Source organism: Pseudomonas sp. TH32 (assembly GCF_016650855.1).
Lineage (GTDB): Bacteria > Pseudomonadota > Gammaproteobacteria > Pseudomonadales > Pseudomonadaceae > Aquipseudomonas.
In genome coordinates, this window is record NZ_JAEKFA010000002.1 from 3,302,121 (window position 1) to 3,323,347 (window position 21,227).

Genomic DNA, 21,227 nt, shown 5'->3' on the forward strand with positions numbered 1-21,227 from the left:
GATTGCCAGCCCCGGACACTGCAACTATCCCTGCTGTAACTGGCGAGCCTTTTCCATCAGCGCGGCCTTCTCTTCAGGACTCATTGCATCCAGGCGCAAACGTGCCTGGGCAATCTTCTCCAACTGCCCCGCGACACTTTCACGCTCACGCAGCACCCGCGCCAGTTCCGCCACGCTTGGGTGATCAAACACCACACCGGGATGAATCTCGCATTGCAGCAGCTTGCGAATACCCGCCACCAGTTTGATCACCAGCAAGGAATGCCCACCTGCAGCAAAAAAGTCCTCATCGATGCTCAGCCGTTCCAGCCCGACCAACTGGGCCATGCGCGTAGACAACAACGCTTCAAGCGCATCACGTGGCGCTACGTAAACCGCCCTGGAAACCACCGGCTGAGTGTTCTGCAAGGCCTTGCGGTCAATCTTGCCGTTCGGCAGGCGCGGCATGCGTTCGAGGCTCAGTATCAGGCGCGGCACCATGGCCGCCGGCAGGCGTTGAACCAGTTGGGTTTTCAGGTGAGTCAGTACACTCTCATCCATCGCAGCTCGCAGTACCACGAACGCCTGCGGCTCCTCTTGTACCAGCACCACCACCGCTTCGCTGACCTCAGGCAAACGCAGCAACTGTGCCTCGATCTCCGCCAGTTCAATGCGAAACCCCCGTACCTTGACCTGGTGATCACGGCGGCCAGACAGCTGCACGCCCCCGCCGACCCGATAACGGGCCAGGTCGCCGGTGCGGTACAGGCGCTCGCCGCCCACCAGCGGGCTGTGGATAAATGCGTCGGCGTCAGCCTCGGCATTCAGGTAGCCCCGGCACAGTTGGCGGCCACCGATGAACAACTCGCCCAGTTCGCCCGTCGCCAGCAGTTGCGCATCAGCACCGAGTACAAATACCTGGTTGCCGGGAAGCACCTGTGTCAGCGGGACGCCATGGGTCACGTCGTCACCGGGCAGCAACGCATGCACCATCACCCCCACCGTCGCTTCGGTAGGACCGTAATGATTGAACACTCGGCAGTCGGGGCGCAGTTGATGAATCCGCTGCACCAGGCCTGCGCCGATTGCTTCACCGCCCAGCACCAGCGTGCCAGGCAACACAGCGCTCTGGGCCTCAAGCAAGGCAGCCAGATGGGAAGGCACGATTTTCAGGCAATCGATGCGGTGGTCTCGCAGGAACCCGGCAAAGCCCTGCGGGTCTTGCAGGGTCGCGTCGTCAGCGATATGCAGGGTCGCACCGTTGTACAGCGCGCCGAACAAGGCGGTGTTGCCCAGGTCGGCCGCTACCGTGGAGCTGAAAGCAAAGTGACGGCAGGCAGACAGGCCCAATTGCTGGCTGCTGCCCGCGGTGTAGTTGAGTAACGCGCCATGTTCGATCACCACGCCCTTGGGCTGCCCGGTGGAGCCGGAAGTGAACAGCACATAGGCCACGTCCCGCGCCTGCACGGATGCGGCGATTGTCACCGGTGCATCAAGGCTCAGCCCCCCGAGGTTGAGGACCTTGAGCGAGGCCATCGGGTCGCCCGGGCTCGGCGCTTGTGCCGCCAGTATCAAGCTCGCGGCGGCATGCCGGGCGATTTCGGCCTGGCGCGCCGCTGGCCATTGCGGGTCCAGCGGCAGGTAGGCCGCACCCGCACGCCAGGTGGCAAGCATCGCGACGACCAGTTCTACTGAGCGCGGCAACGCCAGACCGACGATCGACCCTGCCCCTACGCCCTGACGCAGCAACTCGGCACTCAACTGCGCGGTGCGGGCTTCAAGCTCGGCGTAGCTGAGGGTCTGGCCCGCATGGGCCAGGGCCATCGCCTGCGGCGTCTGATGCGCCCAACCGGCGATACGCTGCGGCAACAGCAACGATGCATCCATCGCTTGCGGTGGCGGATTGAGCGCCAGCAGCCAGCTTTTTTCGGCGGCATCCAACAGATTCAAGCGTGCAACGGTTTCTTGCGGATTGTCGGCAATGCTATGGAGCAGTTGACGGTATTGGGCCAACAGGATCTCGACGGCTTGCGGGGTGTAGCACGCAGGGTTGAAGTCGAGTGACACGCCCTGAGACTCACCATTCGCGGCGACTTCCAGCTGCAGTGCCAACTCGAACTCCGGCACGCCGGCCGGCAGGTCACTGCCGGCCCAGACCAGCCCTGCTACTTCACGCGGCGCCGAAACCCGTCGGCGGCCAAAGCTGATTGCTGGCCTGGCCTGCTGCGGGAACGACAAGGGCGTCCAGTATTCCTGCCAGGTACGGTGCTGATCCAACTGCGCCGCCACGCTCGCAACCAGGTCACGCAAGGTACTCGCCGGATCGATACGAATCGCCAGGGGCAAGGTTTTCTCGAACAGGCCCAGACTGTGGCTGAAGAAATCATAATCCTGGCGCGCGTCATGCCGCCAGCCGGCCAGGAACGTCTCACGACCACTGATGCGCGCCAGCAGTATCCACCAGGCGGCTTGCATCAATACGTCCAGCGGCTGTCCCGACGTGGCCAGACGAGCCAGCAGGGCTTGATCCAGCGGCACGCTCAAACGCTCGGCCGGTGCGGTGCCGCCGGGTGTCAGGCGGTACGGCAGGTCGGGGCCGCTGACCAGCGGCTCGGGGCCTTGCAAATACTGCTGCCAGTAAGCCTTGGCCGTGTCTGCGTCTTCATCGAAGATCACCTCGCCGCGCCATTCCAGGTACTGGGAAAACTGCCCGGGCTCGTCCTCTTCAAACCCTTGCTGCCCATAGGCTGCCAGCAACTCCTGCTGGATCAGGGCCAGGGTCGCGGCATCGGCCGCGTAACGCGCCACGCCGACCAGCAGTTGCCAATGATCCGTTTCCAGGCGTTGCAACAACGCGCCGAACGGCGGCAGTGGTTGCTGCAACCATTGCTGCTGACGGGCGCTCACCTGCTGCGGCGAGCCCACTTCGGGCCACAGGGTCAAGCTTACCGCCTCAGCCGCCACGACCCGCTGACGCAGTCCGTGATAACCGCTGACAGGGGCAAACTGCGCCACCAATGCTTCGTGCCGCAGTGCCAGGCTGTCCAGGGCGTGCTGCAGACGCAACGGGTCCAATTGGCCGCGGATATCCAGTTTGAGGCAGTGGGCCAAATCGCCCCAGCTCGCCCCCTGTTCCCGAGCGTCCAGGTGTTGTTGCTGCTCGATCAGCAGCGCCAATCCTGGGTCCACGATTCCCTGTTGTGCAGTACTCATGCTCCGGCCTCTTCCTTTTCGGTCTCGCCGTGCGCCACTTGCAACGCACTGCGTTCAATCATTTCACCCATGGCCACGACAATCTTGCGCGGCCCTTCGAACGGGTCGCGGGCGTGGGCAGCCAACATGTTGTCCAGCAGGATCACGTCGCCCTTTTGCCAGTCGAACCGCACCGCGCAGGCTTCGTACAGATCGCCCACCAACGCCATGACCTCGTCTTCGATCGGCGAACCATCGCCGTAGTACACATGACGAGGCATGCGGTGCTCGCCGAACAGCGCCAGCAAGTCCTCGCGCACATCCGGGTCCAGGCAGTAGATGTGATGCAGTTGAACCTGGTTGAAGAAGGTTTTTTCACCCGTCACCGGGTGCCGGATAATCGCCGGGCACGGTGTGCGGATTTGCAGCTCATCGTTGTCCAGCCAGGTCCACTCGATGCCCGCAGCTCGGCAACGCGCCTCGACGTCGGCACGCACATCGGTCTTGAAGAAGTGCTGCCAGGACACGTCCAGCTTGTCGGCAAAGGTGCGTACGTACAGCAAGCCCTTGTCTTCGAAACGCTCGCGTATTGCCACCGGCAGCTTGAGGTACATCTGCCGGCAATCCACCACTGGTGTGGCGCCGCCCACCGGCGATGGCTGCTCGCAGAAGAACAGTTGCTTGCGCGGCCAGCGGTCCTGGTGGGAGCTTTCGTTATGGAACAGGATCATTTTCTTTTCAGGGTACGGCGTGGAACGGTAGGTGTTCTTGCCGCCCTCCTTTTTCGGCAAGTCGCCGTATTGGCCATACAGGCCAGGCTGTACGGCCTCGGCAAATGCTTCAAAGTCATGAATGTCGCGCAGCGCAAACCCGCGGAACAGGATCCCCGCGTGGCGAGCCAGCTTGGCCTCCACCAGCGCGCGGTTTTCCTTGATCCACGCCACCAGGTCCAGGCCTGGATCGGTGGGTTCCATCAGTAATGGGAAGTCCTGCTCCGGGACCAGCAGCGATTCACGCATCAGCGCGCCGGCTGGCTTGTCGGTGCGGCTTTGGGACTTTTTCAGGAACTTGCCCAGCTTGTCGGCCTTGATGGCAGGCGGTACGGGCGCGGCGTTTTGCTCAAGGGTGTTGGTAGGCATGGTGATATCCCCTAATTGAATGTTCGGATCACACACAATCTGTTCAAGAATTCCTGTCCAGGCGTTGACGAATGACTCAATGCGTTGTGGTTCAAACAGGTCGCTGGCGTACTGCCAGGTACCGTGCAGGCGGCCGGCATCCTCATCGATGAACAGGGCCATATCGAACTTGGAGTAACCGCCACGGGTTGGCAGCACCTCAACCTCGACCCCCTCCATCTGGCCGCCCTGCACCGGCAGGTTGTTCATCACGAACAGCACCTGGACCAGTGGGTTGAAACCGCGCTGGCGCACAAGTGACGAGGCCTCGACGATCATGTCGAAGGGCAAGTCCTGATGATCGAAGGCGTCCAGTGCAGTGCCCTGGGTACCGGCGAGGAAAGCGCTGAACGGCTGCTGCGCCGTGAAGGTCGAGCGCAGCGGCAGGATATTCACGAAAAAGCCGATCAAGCCTTCCAGCTCCGGCTGCTGACGCCCGGCCACGTCGGCGCCCACCAGCACATCGTCGCAGCCAGTGAGCCGATGGAGCATGACCTGGAACGCCGCCAGCATCGTGCTGTAGAGCGTGACGCCGGCGTTGGCCGACAGCGCCTTCAAGCCGTCATGCAAGGTGGCGGGCAGCGTGAAGCCAAGGTCCCGGCCTTCGTAGGTGGGTGCCTGGGATCGAGGCTTATCGGTGGGCAGTCGCAATACACCGCTGTGCCCGGCCAACGCCTGTTCCCAATAACGCGCCTGCGCTGCCAGCACGCCGGCCTGTTGCAACTGCTGCTGCCACAGCGCGTAGTCGGAGTACTGGATCGGCAAGGGTGGCAGCGGTTCAAGGACACCGGCCTTGGCGCGTCCATAAATCCCCACCAGTTCATTGACCAGCACTGCCATCGACCAGCCATCGGAGATGATGTGGTGCATCGAATACAGCAACACGTGTTCAGTGGGGCCCAGCTTGAGCACCTGCCCGCGCAACAACGGCGCCTGCAACAGGCTGATGGGCTGGCGGGTGTTGGCTACCACGGCGAGGGTAACTCGGCGCTGCTGCTCCGCCGGGTCCAGGGCCGACAGGTCGAGCAGCGGCAGATCGACATCCACGTGCCCGGCGATGATTGCCAGCGGATCGCCCTCCTCGTCAGTGATGTAGGCGGTGCGCAGGGTTTCGTGGCGGGCAATCACCTGCGCCAGGCTGCTGATCAGCAGCGGCAATGACAACTCGCCGCGCAGGCGCACGGCCAGCGGCATGCCATAGGCGCCGCTGGCATCCGAAAGCTGCTCCACAACCCACAGCCGGCGTTGTACCAGGGACAGGCTCGCGCTGGTTTTTTTACCGTGGGCCACCAGCGGAATCTGCACCACCGGCTCGTCCCGCCCGGTTCGGGCTGCCACCGCCGCCACAAAGTCTGCCAGGCGCGGCGCGCCAAACAGGTCGCGCAGGGTAAGGTTGCAGGACAGCAACGTCTTCAGGCGCGCGACCACCTGAGTCGCCAGCAGCGAGTGGCCGCCCAGTTCAAAAAAGTGATCGTCCAGCCCGACCTGTTCCAGCTCCAGCACGCTTTGCCAGATCCCGGCGACCTGGATTTCCAGCGCCGTCCGCGGCGCCACATAGTGGTTTTGCTGTTGGCTGGCATCCGGTTTGGGCAGGGCCTTGCGGTCCAGCTTGCCATTCGGGCTCAGGGGCAGCACATCGAGGAACATCAGGAAACCCGGCACCATGTAGTCCGGCAGCACCGCCGCCAAGGCAGCCTTGATCGATTGGCGCAACTGCGCTTGCGGCACGGCGCTGGCGTGGGGCACCACGTAACCCACCAGTTGCAAACCACTGGCTGCCGGTTGCGCGAGGACAATGGCGTCTCGCACCGCGTCCTGCTCCAGCAACCGGGCCTCGATTTCCCCCAGTTCGATGCGGAAACCGCGAATCTTCACCTGATGGTCGATCCGCCCCACGTACTCGATCACCCCGTCAGCGTTGTAGCGCGCCAGGTCGCCGGTGCGGTACAGCCGGCCGCCACTTTGGCTGAACGGATCGGGCATGAAGCGTTCGGCGGTCAGGTCCGGGCGATTGAAATACCCACGGGCCAGCAACTCGCCGCCGATCACCAGTTCACCCACCACACCTATCGGGGCCGGGGCGCCGCTGTCGTCCAGCAGGTAGATGCTGCGCCCGGCCAAGACCTTGCCGATGGGCATGGTCAACGGCGTGGGGCGTGCGCCGGTCACGTAGTCGGTGCAGTCGAGCGCGGTGACGGTGACGGTGGCTTCGGTGGGGCCGTAGGTGTTGAGCAACTTGACGTGGCCAAGGCCAGCCTGGCCCCACGCGGCAAGGCCTTCGGGCGGCATGGCTTCACCGCCGGCATGCACTTGCTTGAGGCGCCCGTAATCCCGCGGGCCGGCCACGGCGAAGTCCTTGGCCAGCAGGTTCCAGTAGGCGGTGGTCAGGTCGACCACGCTGATCTGGTGCCGGATCAGTTCGCGGTAGAAGGTCTCGGTGTCCCAGATCTCGGTGCCGCGCAGCACCACCGAGGCGCCACAGATCAGCGCCGGGTAAAGCTGCTCGACGAAGCCGTCGAAGTTGAAAGTGGAGAACTGCAGGATGCGGTCGGCACCGTTGAGGTTGAAAAACTCCAGGGACACATAGGCATGCCGAGTCAGCGAAGACTGGTTGATGCCCACGCCTTTTGGCCGCCCGGTGGAGCCCGAGGTGAACATCACATACGCGAGGTTCTCGGCGTGGGCGCGGTTGAGCAGGTTGCTGTCGTCCAGGTCGATCCAGGCCTGCTCGTGGTCCAGGCACAGGTGTTCGACATAGGCGGGAATCGCCAGTCGTTCACGTAAATGGCTCTGGGTCAGTATCAGCCGGGTGCCGCTGTCTTCGACCATGCACAGCAGGCGATCCTGGGGGTATTCCGGGTCCAGCGGCACATAACCGCCGCCGGCCTTGAGCACCGCCAATAGGCCGATGATCATGTCCAGGCCGCGCTCCACGGCGATCCCCACCAGCACGTCGGGGCCGACGCCCAGGCTCACCAGATGCCGGGCCAGGCGATTGGCCCGGGTGTTGAGTTCGGCGTAGCTCAACTGGCGGTCTTCGAAGAGCAAGGCCGGTGCGCAAGGTTGCTTCGCGACCTGGGCTTCAAACAGCTGATGGACCCGCTGTTCGCTCGGGTAATCAAAGCGGGCGCTGCTCCAGTCATGGACCAGCGACTGGTACTCCTGGGTATCCAGCAGGCTGATTTCTGCCAGCGGCAGCTCGGCCGCACCGAGCACATGGTTGAGCAGATTGCTCAAATGCATACCGAGACGCTGCACCGTCGACGTTGAAAAGTGCGCGTGGGCATAGCTGTAATGCAGGGTCAGGGTATCGCCCAGATTGACCGTCAGGGTCAGCGGGTAGCTGGTCTGCTCATGAGTGTGCAATGCCTCGAATTGCAGGCCTTCGGGAGCCCCTTGCTGCAGCACCTCGGAGACCGGATAGTTTTCGAATACCAGGATAGTGTCGAACAGTGCCTCGCCACCACGACCGGCCCAACGCTGGATTTCGTAAAGCGGTGCGTGCTCGTGCTCGCGCAGGCTCAGGTTCAGCATCTGTACGCTTTGCAGCCAACTGCTGACACTTTGCTCCGCCAGCGGGCTGGCCACTACCGGCAAGGTGTTGATGAACAGGCCTATCTGCTGCTCGACTCCGGGCAAATGCGCCGGGCGCCCCGCCACCGTGGCACCAAACGCTACCGTGGCCTGTGCGCTGTAGCGTTGCAGCAGCAACAACCAGGCGGCTTGTACCAGCGTGTTGACCGTGACTTTCTGCTGGCGGGCAAACTCATGCAGGCGCCGGGTCTGCGCGGCTTCCACAACGCAATAGTGTTCACCATAGGCCGGCCCCGATATAGCCGGCATCTGCGTTTGGGCCAGGCGGGTCGGCTGCTCCAGGGGCAGCAACTGCGCCTTCCAGAATGCTTCACTGGCGGCACCATCCTGCTGTTGCAGCCACGCGATGTAATCGCGGTAGCGGCCAACGGCGGCCGGCGGGTTTTGGCCGCTGTAGCGCTGCAACACTTCGCCGAGCAACTGCGAGTTGCTCCAGCCGTCCATGAGGATGTGATGATGGGTGTAAATCAGGTGCCAGTCAGTGTCCGTCAGTTGCACCAAAACCAAGCGTAACAATGGCGGCCGGGCAAGATCAAAAGGTTCGCGGGATTGCGCCTGGGCCAGCGCCTCCAGGGCGGCCGGCACGTCATCACGGTTACGCCAGTCGAGGACGCTGAACGGCAACTGCACCTGGCGGTGCACCACTTGCTGCGCTTGCGACCAGTCGCCGGGCCAGATGAAACCGGTGCGCAGGATGTCCTGGGCGTCGACGGTAGCCTGCCAGGCGGCACGAAAGCGCGCCGCGTCCACCCCCAGCACATTGACGCGCATCTGGTTGATGTAATCGCCGGCGTCCTGCTCGTACAGGCTGTGGAACAACATGCCCTGCTGCATCGGCGACAACGGATACAGGTCTTCGGCCTGGGCCCCCAACTGCGGCAACGCATCCAGCTGGCGCTGGCTGATACCGGCCAACGGGAAATCCGACGGCGTCGCCTGTCCGGCCTCAAGCGCACAGCAATGGGCAATCAACGCCTTGAGTTCGCGGGCATAGTCGTCAGCCAATTGCTGGACGGTCGTGGTCAAGAACATCTCACGGCTGAAACCCCATTGCAGGAACAGTTCCCCGCCGTAGACCTGCCCTTCAACCGTCAGCCAGTTGGCCAACGGCGCCAGGGGGTCCTGGGCCAGGCCATTGCCTTCGGTGGAAGGCACGAACAACGCCGCTTCGTCGAACTGGCGGTCGAATTGCCCAAGGTAGTTAAACGTGATGCGCGGCTGAGCCAGAGCGGCCAGGGCCGCGACCACGGCAGGCTGCGCCAGGTAGCGCAACACACCGTAGCCAATGCCCTTGTCCGGCACCTCACGCAATTGCTCCTTGACCGCCTTGATCGAGTCCGACAGTTCCTGGGCCGGGGTCAGGTTGACCGGGAACAGGCTGGTGAACCAACCAACGGTACGGGTCAGGTCCACGCCGTCAAACAGGTCCTCACGACCATGGCCTTCCAACTGAATCAGGGTACTGCCCTGCCCGCTCCAGCGGCACACCACACGCGCCAGCGCGGTCAGCAGCAGGTCGTTGACCTGGGTTCGATAAGCGGCCGGCGCAAGGGTCAGCAGTTGGCGGGTGGTGTCGGCATCCAGGGTGCAACTGACCTTCTCCTCCAGGTATTGATGCAAGCCGCCGTGGGCATTATCGCAAGGCAAATCCGCCATCGACGCCGCCCCAAGCCGCGCCTGCCAGCCTTCAAGCTGGGGCAGGAAGCGCGCAACGGCGTCTTGCAGCCGGGCGGTCCAGGCTTGATAGGAGGTGGTCTTGCCTGCCAGTTTCGGCACCGTGCTGTCACGCAAACCGGTGTACAGCTGCTGCAAATCATCCAGCAGCACGCGCCAGGACACGCCATCCACCACCAGATGATGGACCACCAGCAGCAAGCGCTGGCTGTGGTCGGGCATCTGCACCAGCAGCGCTCGCAGCAACGGGCCGTCTTGCAGGCTGAGGCTGCGCTGGGCCTCATCACACAGCTCGGCCAGGGCCGCGTTGCTGTCAGCCTGGCGCTGCCATAACACGGATTCAACCGCGGCCTCGCCGTAGTGCTGCTGCCATCCCTCGGCACCCGGCTGATAGCGTAAACGCAGGCCGTCATGGTGGTTGACCAGCTGCTGCAACGCGGCATCCAGGTGCGCCGCCATTATCGGCTCGCGCGGCACCAGCAACAGCGACTGATTCCAGTGCTGGCGCTGGGGGATGTCCTGAGCGAAAAACCACTGCTGCACCGGGCTGAGGGCCGCCGGACCGTGGGCAGTACCCTGGTCGATCGCGGTGTGCAGGCGCAGGCTGGCGACTTGTGCCAGGCTACGCAGGGTCTGGTGCTGGAACACGTCCTTGGGGCTCAGGCTGATCTCGGCCTGGCGTGCCCGGCTGACCACTTGCATGGAGACGATGGAGTCGCCGCCCAGTTCGAAGAAGTTGTCGTCCAGCCCCACGCGTTCAATCCCGAGTAACGTTTGCCAGATCGCCGCCAGCGCTTTTTCCGTGTCGCTGCTCGGCTCGACGTGTTGCCGTGCCGGTTGTGAACTGTCGATGGCCGGCAGGGCCTTGCGGTCGAGCTTGCCGTTGGGGGTCAACGGCAAGTGCTCCATGAACAGCAAATGTGTGGGCACCATGTACGCCGGCAGCACCTGCTTGAGAGCGGCCTTGAGGGTTTCGCGCAAGGCGTCCTGAGCCTCGGCATCGCCAGATAAATCCGGGTTGGTAGGCACCAGATAAGCCACCAGTTGCTGGCCACTTGGGCTGTCCTGGACCAGTACCGCCAACTCACGTATCGCGGGCTGGCGCGACAGTTGCGCCTCGATTTCCCCCAACTCGATACGGAAGCCGCGCACCTTGACCTGATGGTCGATGCGCCCCTGATATTCCAGCACGCCGTCGTCCAGGTAACGCACCAGGTCGCCGGTGCGGTACAGACGTTCACCACTGGTGGCAAACGGGTTGGGTACATAGCGCTCGGCGGTCAGGGCCGCACGCCCCAAATAGCCACGGGTTATCCCCGCGCCCGCCAGGTAGAGTTCGGCGCACACACCCTGGGGCACGGCCTGCAACCGGGCATCCAGCAGGTAGCTGGCAGTATGGTTGATGGGGCGGCCAATACTCGCGCGACCACCGGTAGCACGCCGGGTATAGGTGGAATAAGTGGTGTCTTCAGACGGGCCATAAAGGTCGTAGACATGCTCGATACCCTGCTGTTGATACAACGCCTCCACCAACGCCTGCTTCAGTGGTTCGCCGGCCAGGTTGATGACGCGCACCCCGGGAGGAATCTGCCCGGTGCGCTGGAGCGCGGCAATCGCCGATGGCACCGTGTTGATCAAGCGCACCCGGTCACGGGCCGGCAGGTCGGGCAACTCCAGGGCGTTGCGGGCGATGATCAGCGAACCGCCGGCGGCCAGGGTCACAAACAACTCCCACACCGAGAGGTCGAAACACACCGAGGTCGAGGCCAATACACCCTGCACATCCTCACGGCTGAAGACCCGCTGCGACCAGTCGATCAGCGCCAGCACGTTGCGATGGGCAATTGCCACGCCCTTGGGCTTGCCGGTGGAGCCCGAGGTGTAGATCACATAGGCCAGGTTGTCCGGGGTTACCGCCGTGACCGCTTCGGTGACAGGCCATGGCGCCAGCAGTGATACCGGATCGTCGAGCAAAATCACTTGGGTATCGGGGATGATCGGCAGGGTTGCCGCCACCGCCTGTTCGGTCAGCAGCAGCAAGGCGCGGCTGTCTTCGAGCATGTAGGCCACGCGCTCGGCCGGGTAGTCCGGGTCCAGCGGCACATACGCGCCACCGGCCTTGAGCACCGCCAGCAGCGCCACCAGCAACGCCTCGGAACGGACCATCGCCACGCCGACGCGCACCTCTGGCCCCACACCGTGCTTGATCAGCAGATGGGCCAACTGATTGGATTGCTGATCGAGTTGCTCATAGGTCAGCTCACGGACGCCAAAGGTAACCGCCAGTGCCTGCGGGGTTTGCCGCGCCTGCTCGGCAATGCGCTGATGGATGCACAGCGCCTCGGGGAAGCTGTCGTGACGGGGATTCCAGTCATGCACGATGCGCTGGTATTCGTCTTCGTCCAGCAGCGGCAAATCGCCGACCGCCTGACGGGGATCTGACACCATCCCCTGCAACAGTCGCAACCAATGGCGCGCCATGCGCTCGATGGTGGCCGGGTCGAACAGGTCATCGGCGTAAGTCAGTGCGGCATGCAGGGTGCCGGACTGTTCATAGGTGTCCAGTGTCAGGTCGAATTGCGTGGTACGGCCTTGCCCTTGCACCAGGCTCAGTTCCAGACCTGACGCGGTGCTGACCGTGGAAATATCCGCCACCTGCGGCTGGTGGTTGTACATCACCTGGAACAGCGGTGTGTGGCTCAAGCTGCGCTCGATATTCAGCGCCTCCACCAGCCGTTCGAAGGGCAGATCCTGGTGGGCCTGAGCGCCAAGGGCCGCTTCCTTGATGGCTGCCAGCAGTTCGTCGACAGGGGTTTGCCCGTTCAATTCAGTGCGCAGTACTTGGGTGTTGACGAAGAAACCGATCAGCCCTTCGATCTCGCTGCGGTTACGGTTGGCAATCGGCACGCCAACCCGAATATCGCCCTGACCGGTGTAGCGGTGCAGCAGCACGTTGAACGCGCCCAGTAGCAGCATGAACAGGGTCACTTGATGCAGCTGGGCACAGGCGCGCAATTGCTCTACCAGCCGGGCGTCGACTGCGAAGGTATGACGTGTACCGCGATAGCTGGGCATGGCCGGACGAGGGTGATCCGTGGGCAGTTCCAGCACCGGATGCTCATTACCCAGGCGCGCCTGCCAGTATTCCAGCTGGCGGGCCTGCTCCCCCGCTTCCAGCCAGCGGCGCTGCCACAGGGCGTAGTCGCTGTACTGGATCGGGAGCGGCGCAAGTTGCGGCGGCTCATGACGCTCATGGGCGTCGTAGCAGCGAATGAACTCGTCGATCAGCACGTTCATCGACCAGCCGTCGGACACGATGTGGTGCAAGGTCAGCAGCAGCACGTGTTCCTGCTCGGCCAGCTTGAGCAATTGCACCCGCAACAGCGGGCCGTTGGCCAGGTCGAAGGGCAACAGCGACTGACGGGTAGCGGCCTGCGTCACCGCCTTCTCACGCTCGGCGGGTGCCAGGGCGCTGAGGTCAGATTGCTCGATGACCAGCGGCGACTGCGCAGCCACTTGCAACAGACGATCATCCGCCTGGCGCTGGAACACCGTGCGCAAAGTCTCATGGCGGGCCACCAGGCTGGCGAAGGCCTGCTCGATCGCCGGCAGGCTCAACGCCCCTTTCAGCCGCACCGCGCCCGGCAGGTTATAGGCGCCACTGGCCGGATCCAGTTGCCACAGAAACCACATCCGCTGCTGCGCGTAGGACAGCGCCTGGCGGTCATCCGCCTCCACCCCTGCCGGGATCGGAAACCGGGAAAAATCCACCCCTTCCTTGTGTAGCGCCTGGAGGAACATCTGGCGTTTTTCCAGGGGCAACCCGATAAACCGGCGAGCAAGTTTCAAGGAGTCTTCAGCGTTCATTTCTTGGGATCCGGGGCAATAGGCAGGAAGCACAAAGGCACGTCGTCCCTATAAAACGAATCCGGAGGGGAAAAATTAGCGGGGGATTTGGAGCGCAGGCGACGGTGTCATCAAGGGTTACATCAAACACCGAGAGGCTCGGCGAGGCTGTCCTATCATTGACGCAACCCATCAATTGCAACTACATTTAGTTACAGGCAAGGATCGCCGTGTCGAAAAATGAAAAGCTGCTGGCCAAACTGCTCAATCAGCACTCGGCCTTTACCTGGCCCGAACTCGTCACACTGCTGCGGCGCCTGGGATACACGCAAATCGAAGGGGCGGGTAGCCGGGTCAGGTTCGACAGGGGCGACCCCAGTGCAATGATTACCCTGCACAAGCCTCACCCCGGCAACGAACTGAAACACTACATTCGGCGCCAGATCATCGAACAATTGAAATCAGGAGAACTGATTCAGTGAACAACCAGCTGAAACACAAAGGCTACATCGGCTCCATCGAAGCCAGCATCGAAGACAATTGCCTGTTCGGGAAGCTGCTTTTCATCAAGGCCCTGGTCAGCTACGAGGGAAAAACCGTCGCCGAGTTGGACGCGGCTTTTTGCAGCGCCGTAGACGACTACATCGAGACCTGCCTGGCCCTTGGGCAAACACCGGAAAAGCCTTGCAAGGGCTCGTTCAACGTCCGTGTCGGCCATGACCTCCACTTGGCCGCTGCCCTCGCGGCAACCCGGCAAAAAGTGACGTTGAACGATCTCACGCGGCAAGCGCTGAACGAATTCCTGCAACATCGCGGCGCACTGGTGACAGGGTAATCACCCCAGCCGCCGATACCCCAACACCGCCGCACCCAGCACCACCGCACCCGCCGCCAGCGCCACCCAGAACCCGCTGGGTGCGCCGAAGCGGTCGATCATCCACCCGGAGCTGGCGGCGCCAATGGCCACGCCGATGCTCAGGCCGGTGATCAGCCAGGTCATGCCTTCGGTCAGGCGGCTCGGCGGGACGATTTGTTCCACCAACGCCATGGACACGATCAATGTCGGGGCGAAGAACAGGCCGGAGATGAAGATTGCCGCCGCCAGCGCGGGAATGTTTGTCACCAGCAACAACGGCAGCGTAGTAATCGCCGTCGCCACGCCGCAGTACAGGAACTGGCGAGGCAACGGGGCCTTCAGCTTGAGGGCACCAAACGCCAGCCCGGCCAGGCACGAACCGATCGCGTACACCGACAGCACAATGCTCGCGGCAGCCGGCTGGCCCTGATGCTGGGCGAAGGCGACGCTGACCACATCCACCACGCCGACGATGACGCCCATGGCCATTAACAGCACCATCAGGATCAACACCGAAGGCGAGGCAATCAACCAACGGCCGTGTTCGGCGTGGTGCTCGTGAACCGGTGGCTCGGTCTGGCGTTGCAGCACGAAAGTGGTGACCCCCACCGCCAGGAACAGCGCCGCAATCAACGGCCCCGCTTCGGGGAACAGCAGCACACACAAACCCACCGAGACCGGCGGGCCAATAATGAACACCACCTCGTCGAGCACCGACTCCAGGGCAAACGCGGTTTGCAACTTGGGCTGGCCGCGATACAGCTCGGTCCAGCGCGCCCGCACCATGGCCGACATGTTGGGCATGCAACCGGCCAGGGCGGCGAAGATGAACAGCGTCCAGGTCGGCGCCTGCATGCGGGTGCAGAGCAACAGCAACAACAGCGCGCCGCCGCCGAGGGAGGCGGCCACCGGCAACACCCGGCCCTGGCCATAACGGTCCACCAACCGCGAAACCTGGGGTGCACAAAACGCGGTGGCCAGGGCGAAAGTGGCGGTCACGGCGCCGGCCAGTCCATAACCGCCGTGCACCTGCGAAAGCATGGTGATCAAGCCGATCCCGGTCATGGAGATCGGCATGCGGGCGAGCATGCCCGCCAATACAAAAGCCCTGGAACCTGGCGCCTGGAACAGCTCGGCGTAGGGGTTTGCCATGGTGTGTCACCTCTTCCTGAGCGCCCTGAAACTTGCTATTCGAGGTTTTCGGGGCAAAATACATACGGTGCGTATGTGACAAATCATGCGTAACATACGCGTCGTATGTCAATCATCTATTGTGAGCCTTACCCATGAGCCGAGCCCGCGCCGACATGATCGAAGACACTCGCGCCCGCCTGATCGCCAGCGCCCGCCAGGCCTTCGCCACGCAAGGTTACGCCCAGACGTCGATGGATGATTTTACCGCGCGCGCCGGCCTGACCCGGGGTGCGTTGTACCATCATTTTGGCGACAAGAAAGGCTTGCTGGCGGCGGTGGTTGCGCAGCTCGACGGTGAAATGGACGCGAGCCTGCACCTTATCTCGGAGCGGGCCGAGAACCCTTGGGACGGGTTTTGCGAACGCTGCCGGGCCTATTTGCGTATGGCCCAGGATGCCGAGATCCAGCGCATTGTGCTGCAGGATGCGCCGGCGGTGCTGGGGGCAACCGACCAGCAACAATGCGTGGACTCGCTGCGCCGGTTGCTTGATGAGCTGATGCACGCGGGGTTCATCGAGCATGCGTGCAGCCAGGCGTTGGCGAGGCTGGTCAATGGCAGCCTGGTGAGCGCATCGCTTTGGATCGCCCAGGATGAGCACCCGGGCGAGCGGTTGGAAGAAGCCTTGCAAGGGCTGGAGTTGTTATTGCGTGGTTTGAAGCTCAATGCCGTTTGCTGAACGAGTGCGGTCGGGGTTTTCAGGGTCAGATGGGGTACATATCCGTTGCTGCGGTAACGGCTGAATATGGTTTCGCTCTTACAGCGACTCACTTTGGAAAAGCCCCAAAGTAAGCAAAGGGCTCTGCCCCGCCTGTCGGCACCTCGCTAAGGCTCGGTGTTCCCTCACTCCGGCATTGCTCCGCGGGCCGCCGCGACGGGGCGTCCCTGCCCCGTCGCGGCTAAACCGGCGTCCTGCCGGTTTACCCGCTCCTCAATCCCTGCGTTCGGCCTCGGGCTTATTGGGGCAGTCAGATCAAGATCAAAATCTACAGCACAGCGGCCTACAGGCCGGCTTGAGTGGTAGAAGCCAGATCAAAAGCCAAAGCGAAAACCAAATCTGAAACTGATGCAGCTCTGCTTTTCTGTGGGAGCTGGCTTGCCTGCGATGCAGACAACTCGGTTTTTCAGGTACATCCAGTTGATGCCATCGCAGGCAAGCCAGCTCCCACATTTGACCGTGCCCGCTGTAGATTTTGATCTTGATGTTGCCTTTGCTTCACACCACTCAAGCCGGCCTGTAGGCCGCTGTGCTCTTGATCTGCTTTTGATCTTGATCTTAGGCGCCCCGTTAAACCACGCTGGCCGAACGCAGGCTTTGGAGCGTGGGTAACCCGGCAGGACGCCGGGTTAGCCGCGCTGGGCCAAGGATGGCCCATCGCGGCGGCCCGCGGAGTAATGCCGGAGAGAGGGCACACCGAGCCCAAGCGAGGTGCCGAGTGGTGGGGCAAGAGCGTTTTGCTTACTTTTGCGCTTTTCAAAAGTGAGCCGCTGTAAGAGCGGAACCCATATCAGCCATCACCCAAATAACGGATATGTACTCAACCCTCAGACACCCAAAGTCAACCCCAGAATTGACCACCCTAGGTACGCCGCAACATCAACGCCGCCACAGAGCACGCCGCCAACGCCACACACGCCAGAAAGAACGCATCACTGTAGGCCATCAAAAACGCCTGATGGCGAACACCCTGGTCCAGCACAGTCAGCACCACCTGGTGATCCGGCAACTGCTCCTGCAGCACCCCGCCATCGGGCAAACGCGCTTGCAGGGCCGGGTCAAACAGCGTCACCGACTCGCCAATACGCGCCGAATGCACCCGCTCGCGCACCACCACCAATTGCGCCAGCAGTGCCGTACCGACCGCACCGCCAAGGTTGCGCAACATCGAGAACACCGCCGACGCCGACCCGGCCTGCGCCTTGGCCAGCCCATGGACCGCCAGCACCGACAACGCCACCATGATCAGCGGCTGCCCCATGCCACGCACCACGATCGAAGGCACGATCACATTGCTGGCGCTGTCTGCCGACAGGTGCGCGCCCATCCAGCAGCCCAACGCCATGATCGCAAACCCCGAGGCCACCAGCATCTTGGCACTGACCCACTTCATCAGGCGCGGCAGAAACGGCGCCATGATCAGTTGCACCAGGCCATAGGCGATCAGGCTCACGCCGATTTCACTCGCGTTGTAGTGCTGCAACTGCGACAGGTAATTGGGCACCAGAAACACCAGGCCGTAGGTGCTGGCACCGAAGATAAACATCGCCACGCTGGCCACGCCAAAGTTGTAGTGCCCCAACAGCCGCAGGTTGATAAAGCCGTGGGCGCCCCACAATTGGCGCGCCACAAAACCGATCAAGCCAACCACCGCCAGCAGCGTCATCCACACGATAAAGGTCGAGCCGAACCAGTCCTTGCGCCCGCCCTCCTCCAGTACGATCTGCAACGCACCCAGGCCCAGCACCATGCAGCCGATACCCAGCCAGTCACCCTGGCGAAGCAGGCCCAGTTGCATCGGCTGGCGGTCGATGGACCAGGCCACCGCCGCCAGCAACGCGATCCCCGGGAACAGTTGCAGGTAGAAGATCCAGCGCCAGGAATACGCGTCGGTCAGCCAACCGCCAATCGACGGCCCCGCCGCCTGGGCGACGCTGTTGGCGAGGCTGAACAAGGCCATGCCCAGTGGGATCTTGCTGGCCGGCAGCTCCGTGATGATCAGCTGGAACGACAAGGGAATCAGCACCGCCCCGGCCGCGCCCTGCACCACCCGAATGAAGATCATCACTTGCAGGTTCGGCGACAGCGAACACGCCACCGAAGCCACCAGGAATATCCCCGAGCCCCACAGCATCACGCGGCGCAGGGAAAACACCTGCACCAGCCACGCCGTGAGGGGAATCATGATGATTTCAGCCACCAGGTAAGCGGTGGAAATCCACGAGCCTTCCTCAAAGGTCGCGCCCAGTGCGCCTTCGATTTCCGGCAGCGCGGCGCTGGTCACGTGCACGTTCATCCCGGCCATGAAGCAGCCGAACAACCCGCCGATCACCGCGACCCAGGCGCGAAACGGCACACGCCCTTCAACCTCCATGGACAGGCTCCTGGCGGGCGGCCGGGCGGGTGTCGACCGTGGCGATCACCGACATGCCCGGCAGAATCCGTGACTCGCCGGGCTCCAGGCGGATCTTCACCGGGAACCGCTGGACGATCTTGGTGAAGTTGCCGGTGGCGTTGTCCGGCGGCAACAGCGCGAACACCGCACCGGAGCCGGGGGCGATGCTCTCCACTTGGCCGTGCCAGTGCGCGCCGGAAAAACTGTCCACCGAGATGTCCACCGATTGCCCGGGCGCCATGTGCTGCAACTGGGTTTCCTTGTAGTTGGCGATCACATACGCCTGCTCCACCGGCACCACCGCCAGCAGCGGCAGACCGGGCATCACGTATTGCTGGCGACGGACCTTGCGCTGGCCCACCACCCCGTCGAAGGGCGCGCGGATCTCGGTGTCCTTCAGCGCATTGCGGGCCAGGGCCAGGTTGGCCTGGGCCTCGCCGATGCGCGCCTGATGCTCGACGATTTGCGCCTGCGCCTGCTGCCGACGCGCCTGCAAAACCTGCAACTGCGCTTGCTGCCGCACGACCTGGGCGTTCGCTTGCACCAGCGCTGCCTGGGCCTTGGCCTGGCTGGCGCTGACGGTTTCCAGGTGCTGGGCGCTGGCAACCTGCTGCGCGACCAATTCGCGGTAACGCTGATAATCGAGCCGCGCGCGCCGGGCTTCGGCCTCGCCACTGCTCAGCTCCGCCCGGGCCTGGGCGATGCGTTGCTGTTGCTCGCTCATTTGCGCGTCGAGGGTTTGCACCCTGGCCTGTTGCGCGGTGGCGGCGGCCTGCGCCTGTTGCAGTTGTGCCTGGGCGCTGTTGAGGCGCTCGGTGAAGTCCCGGTCGTCGATACGCACCAATACATCCCCGGCCTTGACCGGCTGGTTGTCCTCCACCAGCACCTGGGCGACATACCCGGCGATGCGCGGGCTGATGGCGACCCAATCGGCGCGCACATAGGCGTCGTCGGTTTCCTCAAGAAAGCGCCCCCACTGCCACCAATAGCCGGCAAAGGCGGCGAGCCCCACCAGCGTAGCCAGAGAAGCAGTGGTCACCAGGGCACGACGATGACGTTGCATTACAGACAGGCGAATGGGTTCAACAGCCTGGTTCATGGTGTGGCTCCATTGACTACAGCGACAGATAAGGGGGCGGTTTGATCGTCACGCTGCCAGCCGCCACCGAGGGCCTGGAACAGGTCGATCTGGCGATTGATCAAGCGCAGGTCGGACTCGGCCACGCGGGCTTCAAGGCCTACCAGGCTGCGTTCGCTGTCCAGCAGTTGCAGAGCATCCAGTGCACCGGCGTGGTAGCCGCGGGAGGCGAGGTCGAAGGCGCGGCGGTTGTTGTCCAGGGCTGCGGTCAACGCCTGGCGACGCTGCTGCTCGCCTTGATACAAGGCCATGGCTTGCTCGACCTGCTTCAAAGCGTTGAGCACGGTGCCGTCAAACCTCGCCAGGGCCTGGCGGGCTTCGGCCTGGCTCTGTTTGACCCGCGCCTGGGCGATCTGGCGGTTGGGAAAACGCCAGGACACCAGCGGGCCGACGGAATACACCGTCGCGTAGCGGTCTCCCAGCTTGCCCAGGCTGCTGGCGGACGAACCGAGCATCGCGCCGAAGGTAATGCGCGGATAAAGCTCGGCCCGGGACAGGCCCACTGTCGAGGTGGCAGCGCGCAGTTGCCCTTCGGCGCGGCGGATATCCGGCCGGCGTTGCACCAGCGCCCAGCCCTCGCCCACCGGCAACGGCGCTTGCAACTGCGGGCCTTGGGCACAACGGTGTGGCGTCACTTGTTCCGGCGGTAAACCGCTGAGCACCGCCAACTCATATAAGGCGCTGCTGCGCCGGGCCGTGAACATCGGCAAGGGCGCGCGGGTTTCTTCCAGCAGGCCTTGCAGACGCGTCAGGTCCAGGTCCGTCGCCGCGCCGGCCTTTTGCAGCTTTTGCGTGACCGCGACGCTTTGCTCCAGCACCTGCACCGAGTGCGCCTGCACCTGCGCTTGCAACCCATAGACACACGCCTGGGCATAGGCACGGGCGGTCTGCGCGGCCACCGTCACCCGCAACTCGTCCTCCAGCGCCCGGGCCACCTGGGCATCCGCCCGTGCTGCGGCGATGCGGTAGCGCACCTCGCCCCACAGGTCGAGGGTGTAGCTCAGGGAAAACTCAGGGGTGTGGCTCCATTCGGCACCGGCATGGCCGTGGGTGGCCTGGGCCAGGGTCTGGTCATCCCGGCTGCGACCGTAGGCCAGGCCATAGTCCAGGGAAGTGGACGGCAGGCGCTCGCCCTCTGCCTGTTCCAGCCGCGCCAGCAAGGCGTCGACGTGGGCCGCAGCGGCCTCAAGGTCTTTGTTCTGGTGCAGGGCCCGTGCTACCAGGGCGTCCAGCTGCGGGTCGCGGTACAGCTGCCACCAACGGGCGGGCAACGGCTCGGCCGACTCGACCGAGAGCCGCGGCGGCACCTGCGCCGTGACGGTCGTCGGCTTGCCGGCCACGCCACTGCACCCGGCCAATACGCTCAACAGGGCGAAGGGTATCCAGGGATGAAAAGAAGGGCTGTGCATCACAAGGCTCGCTCAAGAAGGAGCCTTGCAGGTTAGGCAGGTGGCCTGTCCGATTC

At 63.4% G+C, this 21,227-nt stretch carries 9 protein-coding genes; 3 read left to right on the plus strand and 6 right to left on the minus strand.

Going from position 1 to position 21,227, the window contains the following annotated elements; translation table 11 throughout:
• Nucleotides 1–24: 24 nt before the first annotated feature.
• Both JFV30_RS18675 and JFV30_RS18680 read right to left on the minus strand, forming a co-directional pair.
• Nucleotides 25–3,192 carry a non-ribosomal peptide synthetase gene (locus JFV30_RS18675; protein ID WP_201124873.1) on the minus strand — a complete coding sequence of 1,056 codons (3,168 nt, stop codon included), beginning with the start codon at nucleotides 3,190–3,192 and terminating at the stop codon, nucleotides 25–27.
• A complete protein-coding gene (locus JFV30_RS18680) occupies nucleotides 3,189–13,484 on the minus strand; it encodes a non-ribosomal peptide synthetase (protein ID WP_201124874.1) in 10,296 nt (3,431 codons plus the stop codon). The genes JFV30_RS18675 and JFV30_RS18680 overlap by 4 nt, the downstream gene beginning before the upstream one ends.
• Before the next feature lie 209 nt (nucleotides 13,485–13,693).
• On the opposite strand from JFV30_RS18680, the gene JFV30_RS18685 reads away from it, so the two are divergent.
• Entirely contained in the window at nucleotides 13,694–13,945 is a 252-nt protein-coding gene (locus tag JFV30_RS18685; protein WP_201124875.1) for a type II toxin-antitoxin system HicA family toxin, read from the plus strand.
• On the plus strand, nucleotides 13,942–14,298 hold the full coding sequence (locus tag JFV30_RS18690; protein ID WP_201124876.1) for a type II toxin-antitoxin system HicB family antitoxin: 357 nt from the start codon (nucleotides 13,942–13,944) through the stop codon (nucleotides 14,296–14,298). Before JFV30_RS18685 ends, JFV30_RS18690 begins: the two co-directional genes overlap by 4 nt.
• Here the strand turns inward: JFV30_RS18690 and JFV30_RS18695 are convergent, their stop codons facing one another.
• The gene (locus JFV30_RS18695) at nucleotides 14,299–15,471 is read right to left on the minus strand and encodes an MFS transporter (protein WP_201124877.1); all 1,173 of its coding nucleotides are present in this window, start codon (nucleotides 15,469–15,471) and stop codon (nucleotides 14,299–14,301) included.
• 134 nt (nucleotides 15,472–15,605) lie between these two features.
• Here JFV30_RS18695 and JFV30_RS18700 point away from each other — a divergent pair, with 134 nt between their 5' ends.
• Complete coding sequence (locus JFV30_RS18700; protein WP_201124878.1) at nucleotides 15,606–16,190, plus strand: TetR/AcrR family transcriptional regulator; 585 nt, start codon at nucleotides 15,606–15,608, stop codon at nucleotides 16,188–16,190.
• A gap of 901 nt (nucleotides 16,191–17,091) precedes the next feature.
• Here JFV30_RS18700 and JFV30_RS18705 read toward each other — a convergent pair.
• Genes JFV30_RS18705 through JFV30_RS18715 form a run of 3 tightly spaced genes read right to left on the minus strand, consistent with a single transcriptional unit; the run spans nucleotide 17,092 to nucleotide 21,171 of the window.
• A complete protein-coding gene (locus JFV30_RS18705; RefSeq protein WP_201124879.1) occupies nucleotides 17,092–18,603 on the minus strand; it encodes an MDR family MFS transporter in 1,512 nt (503 codons plus the stop codon).
• Nucleotides 18,593–19,723, minus strand: coding sequence for an HlyD family secretion protein (locus JFV30_RS18710; protein ID WP_201124880.1), 1,131 nt, complete (start codon nucleotides 19,721–19,723; stop codon nucleotides 18,593–18,595). Before JFV30_RS18710 ends, JFV30_RS18705 begins: the two co-directional genes overlap by 11 nt.
• A complete protein-coding gene (locus JFV30_RS18715; protein WP_201124881.1) occupies nucleotides 19,720–21,171 on the minus strand; it encodes an efflux transporter outer membrane subunit in 1,452 nt (483 codons plus the stop codon). The genes JFV30_RS18710 and JFV30_RS18715 overlap by 4 nt, the downstream gene beginning before the upstream one ends.
• Nucleotides 21,172–21,227 lie beyond the last annotated feature (56 nt).

Excerpts from the sequence above, each read along its gene's own strand:
- JFV30_RS18675 (WP_201124873.1), bottom strand. The coding sequence starts at position 3,192 with ATGAGTACTGCACAACAGGGAATCGTGGACCCAGGATTGGCGCTGCTG.
- JFV30_RS18680 (WP_201124874.1), bottom strand. The coding sequence starts at position 13,484 with ATGAACGCTGAAGACTCCTTGAAACTTGCTCGCCGGTTTATCGGGTTG.
- JFV30_RS18695 (WP_201124877.1), bottom strand. The coding sequence starts at position 15,471 with ATGGCAAACCCCTACGCCGAGCTGTTCCAGGCGCCAGGTTCCAGGGCT.
- JFV30_RS18700 (WP_201124878.1), top strand. The coding sequence starts at position 15,606 with ATGAGCCGAGCCCGCGCCGACATGATCGAAGACACTCGCGCCCGCCTG.
- JFV30_RS18705 (WP_201124879.1), bottom strand. The coding sequence starts at position 18,603 with ATGGAGGTTGAAGGGCGTGTGCCGTTTCGCGCCTGGGTCGCGGTGATC.
- JFV30_RS18710 (WP_201124880.1), bottom strand. The coding sequence starts at position 19,723 with ATGAACCAGGCTGTTGAACCCATTCGCCTGTCTGTAATGCAACGTCAT.
- JFV30_RS18715 (WP_201124881.1), bottom strand. The coding sequence starts at position 21,171 with ATGCACAGCCCTTCTTTTCATCCCTGGATACCCTTCGCCCTGTTGAGC.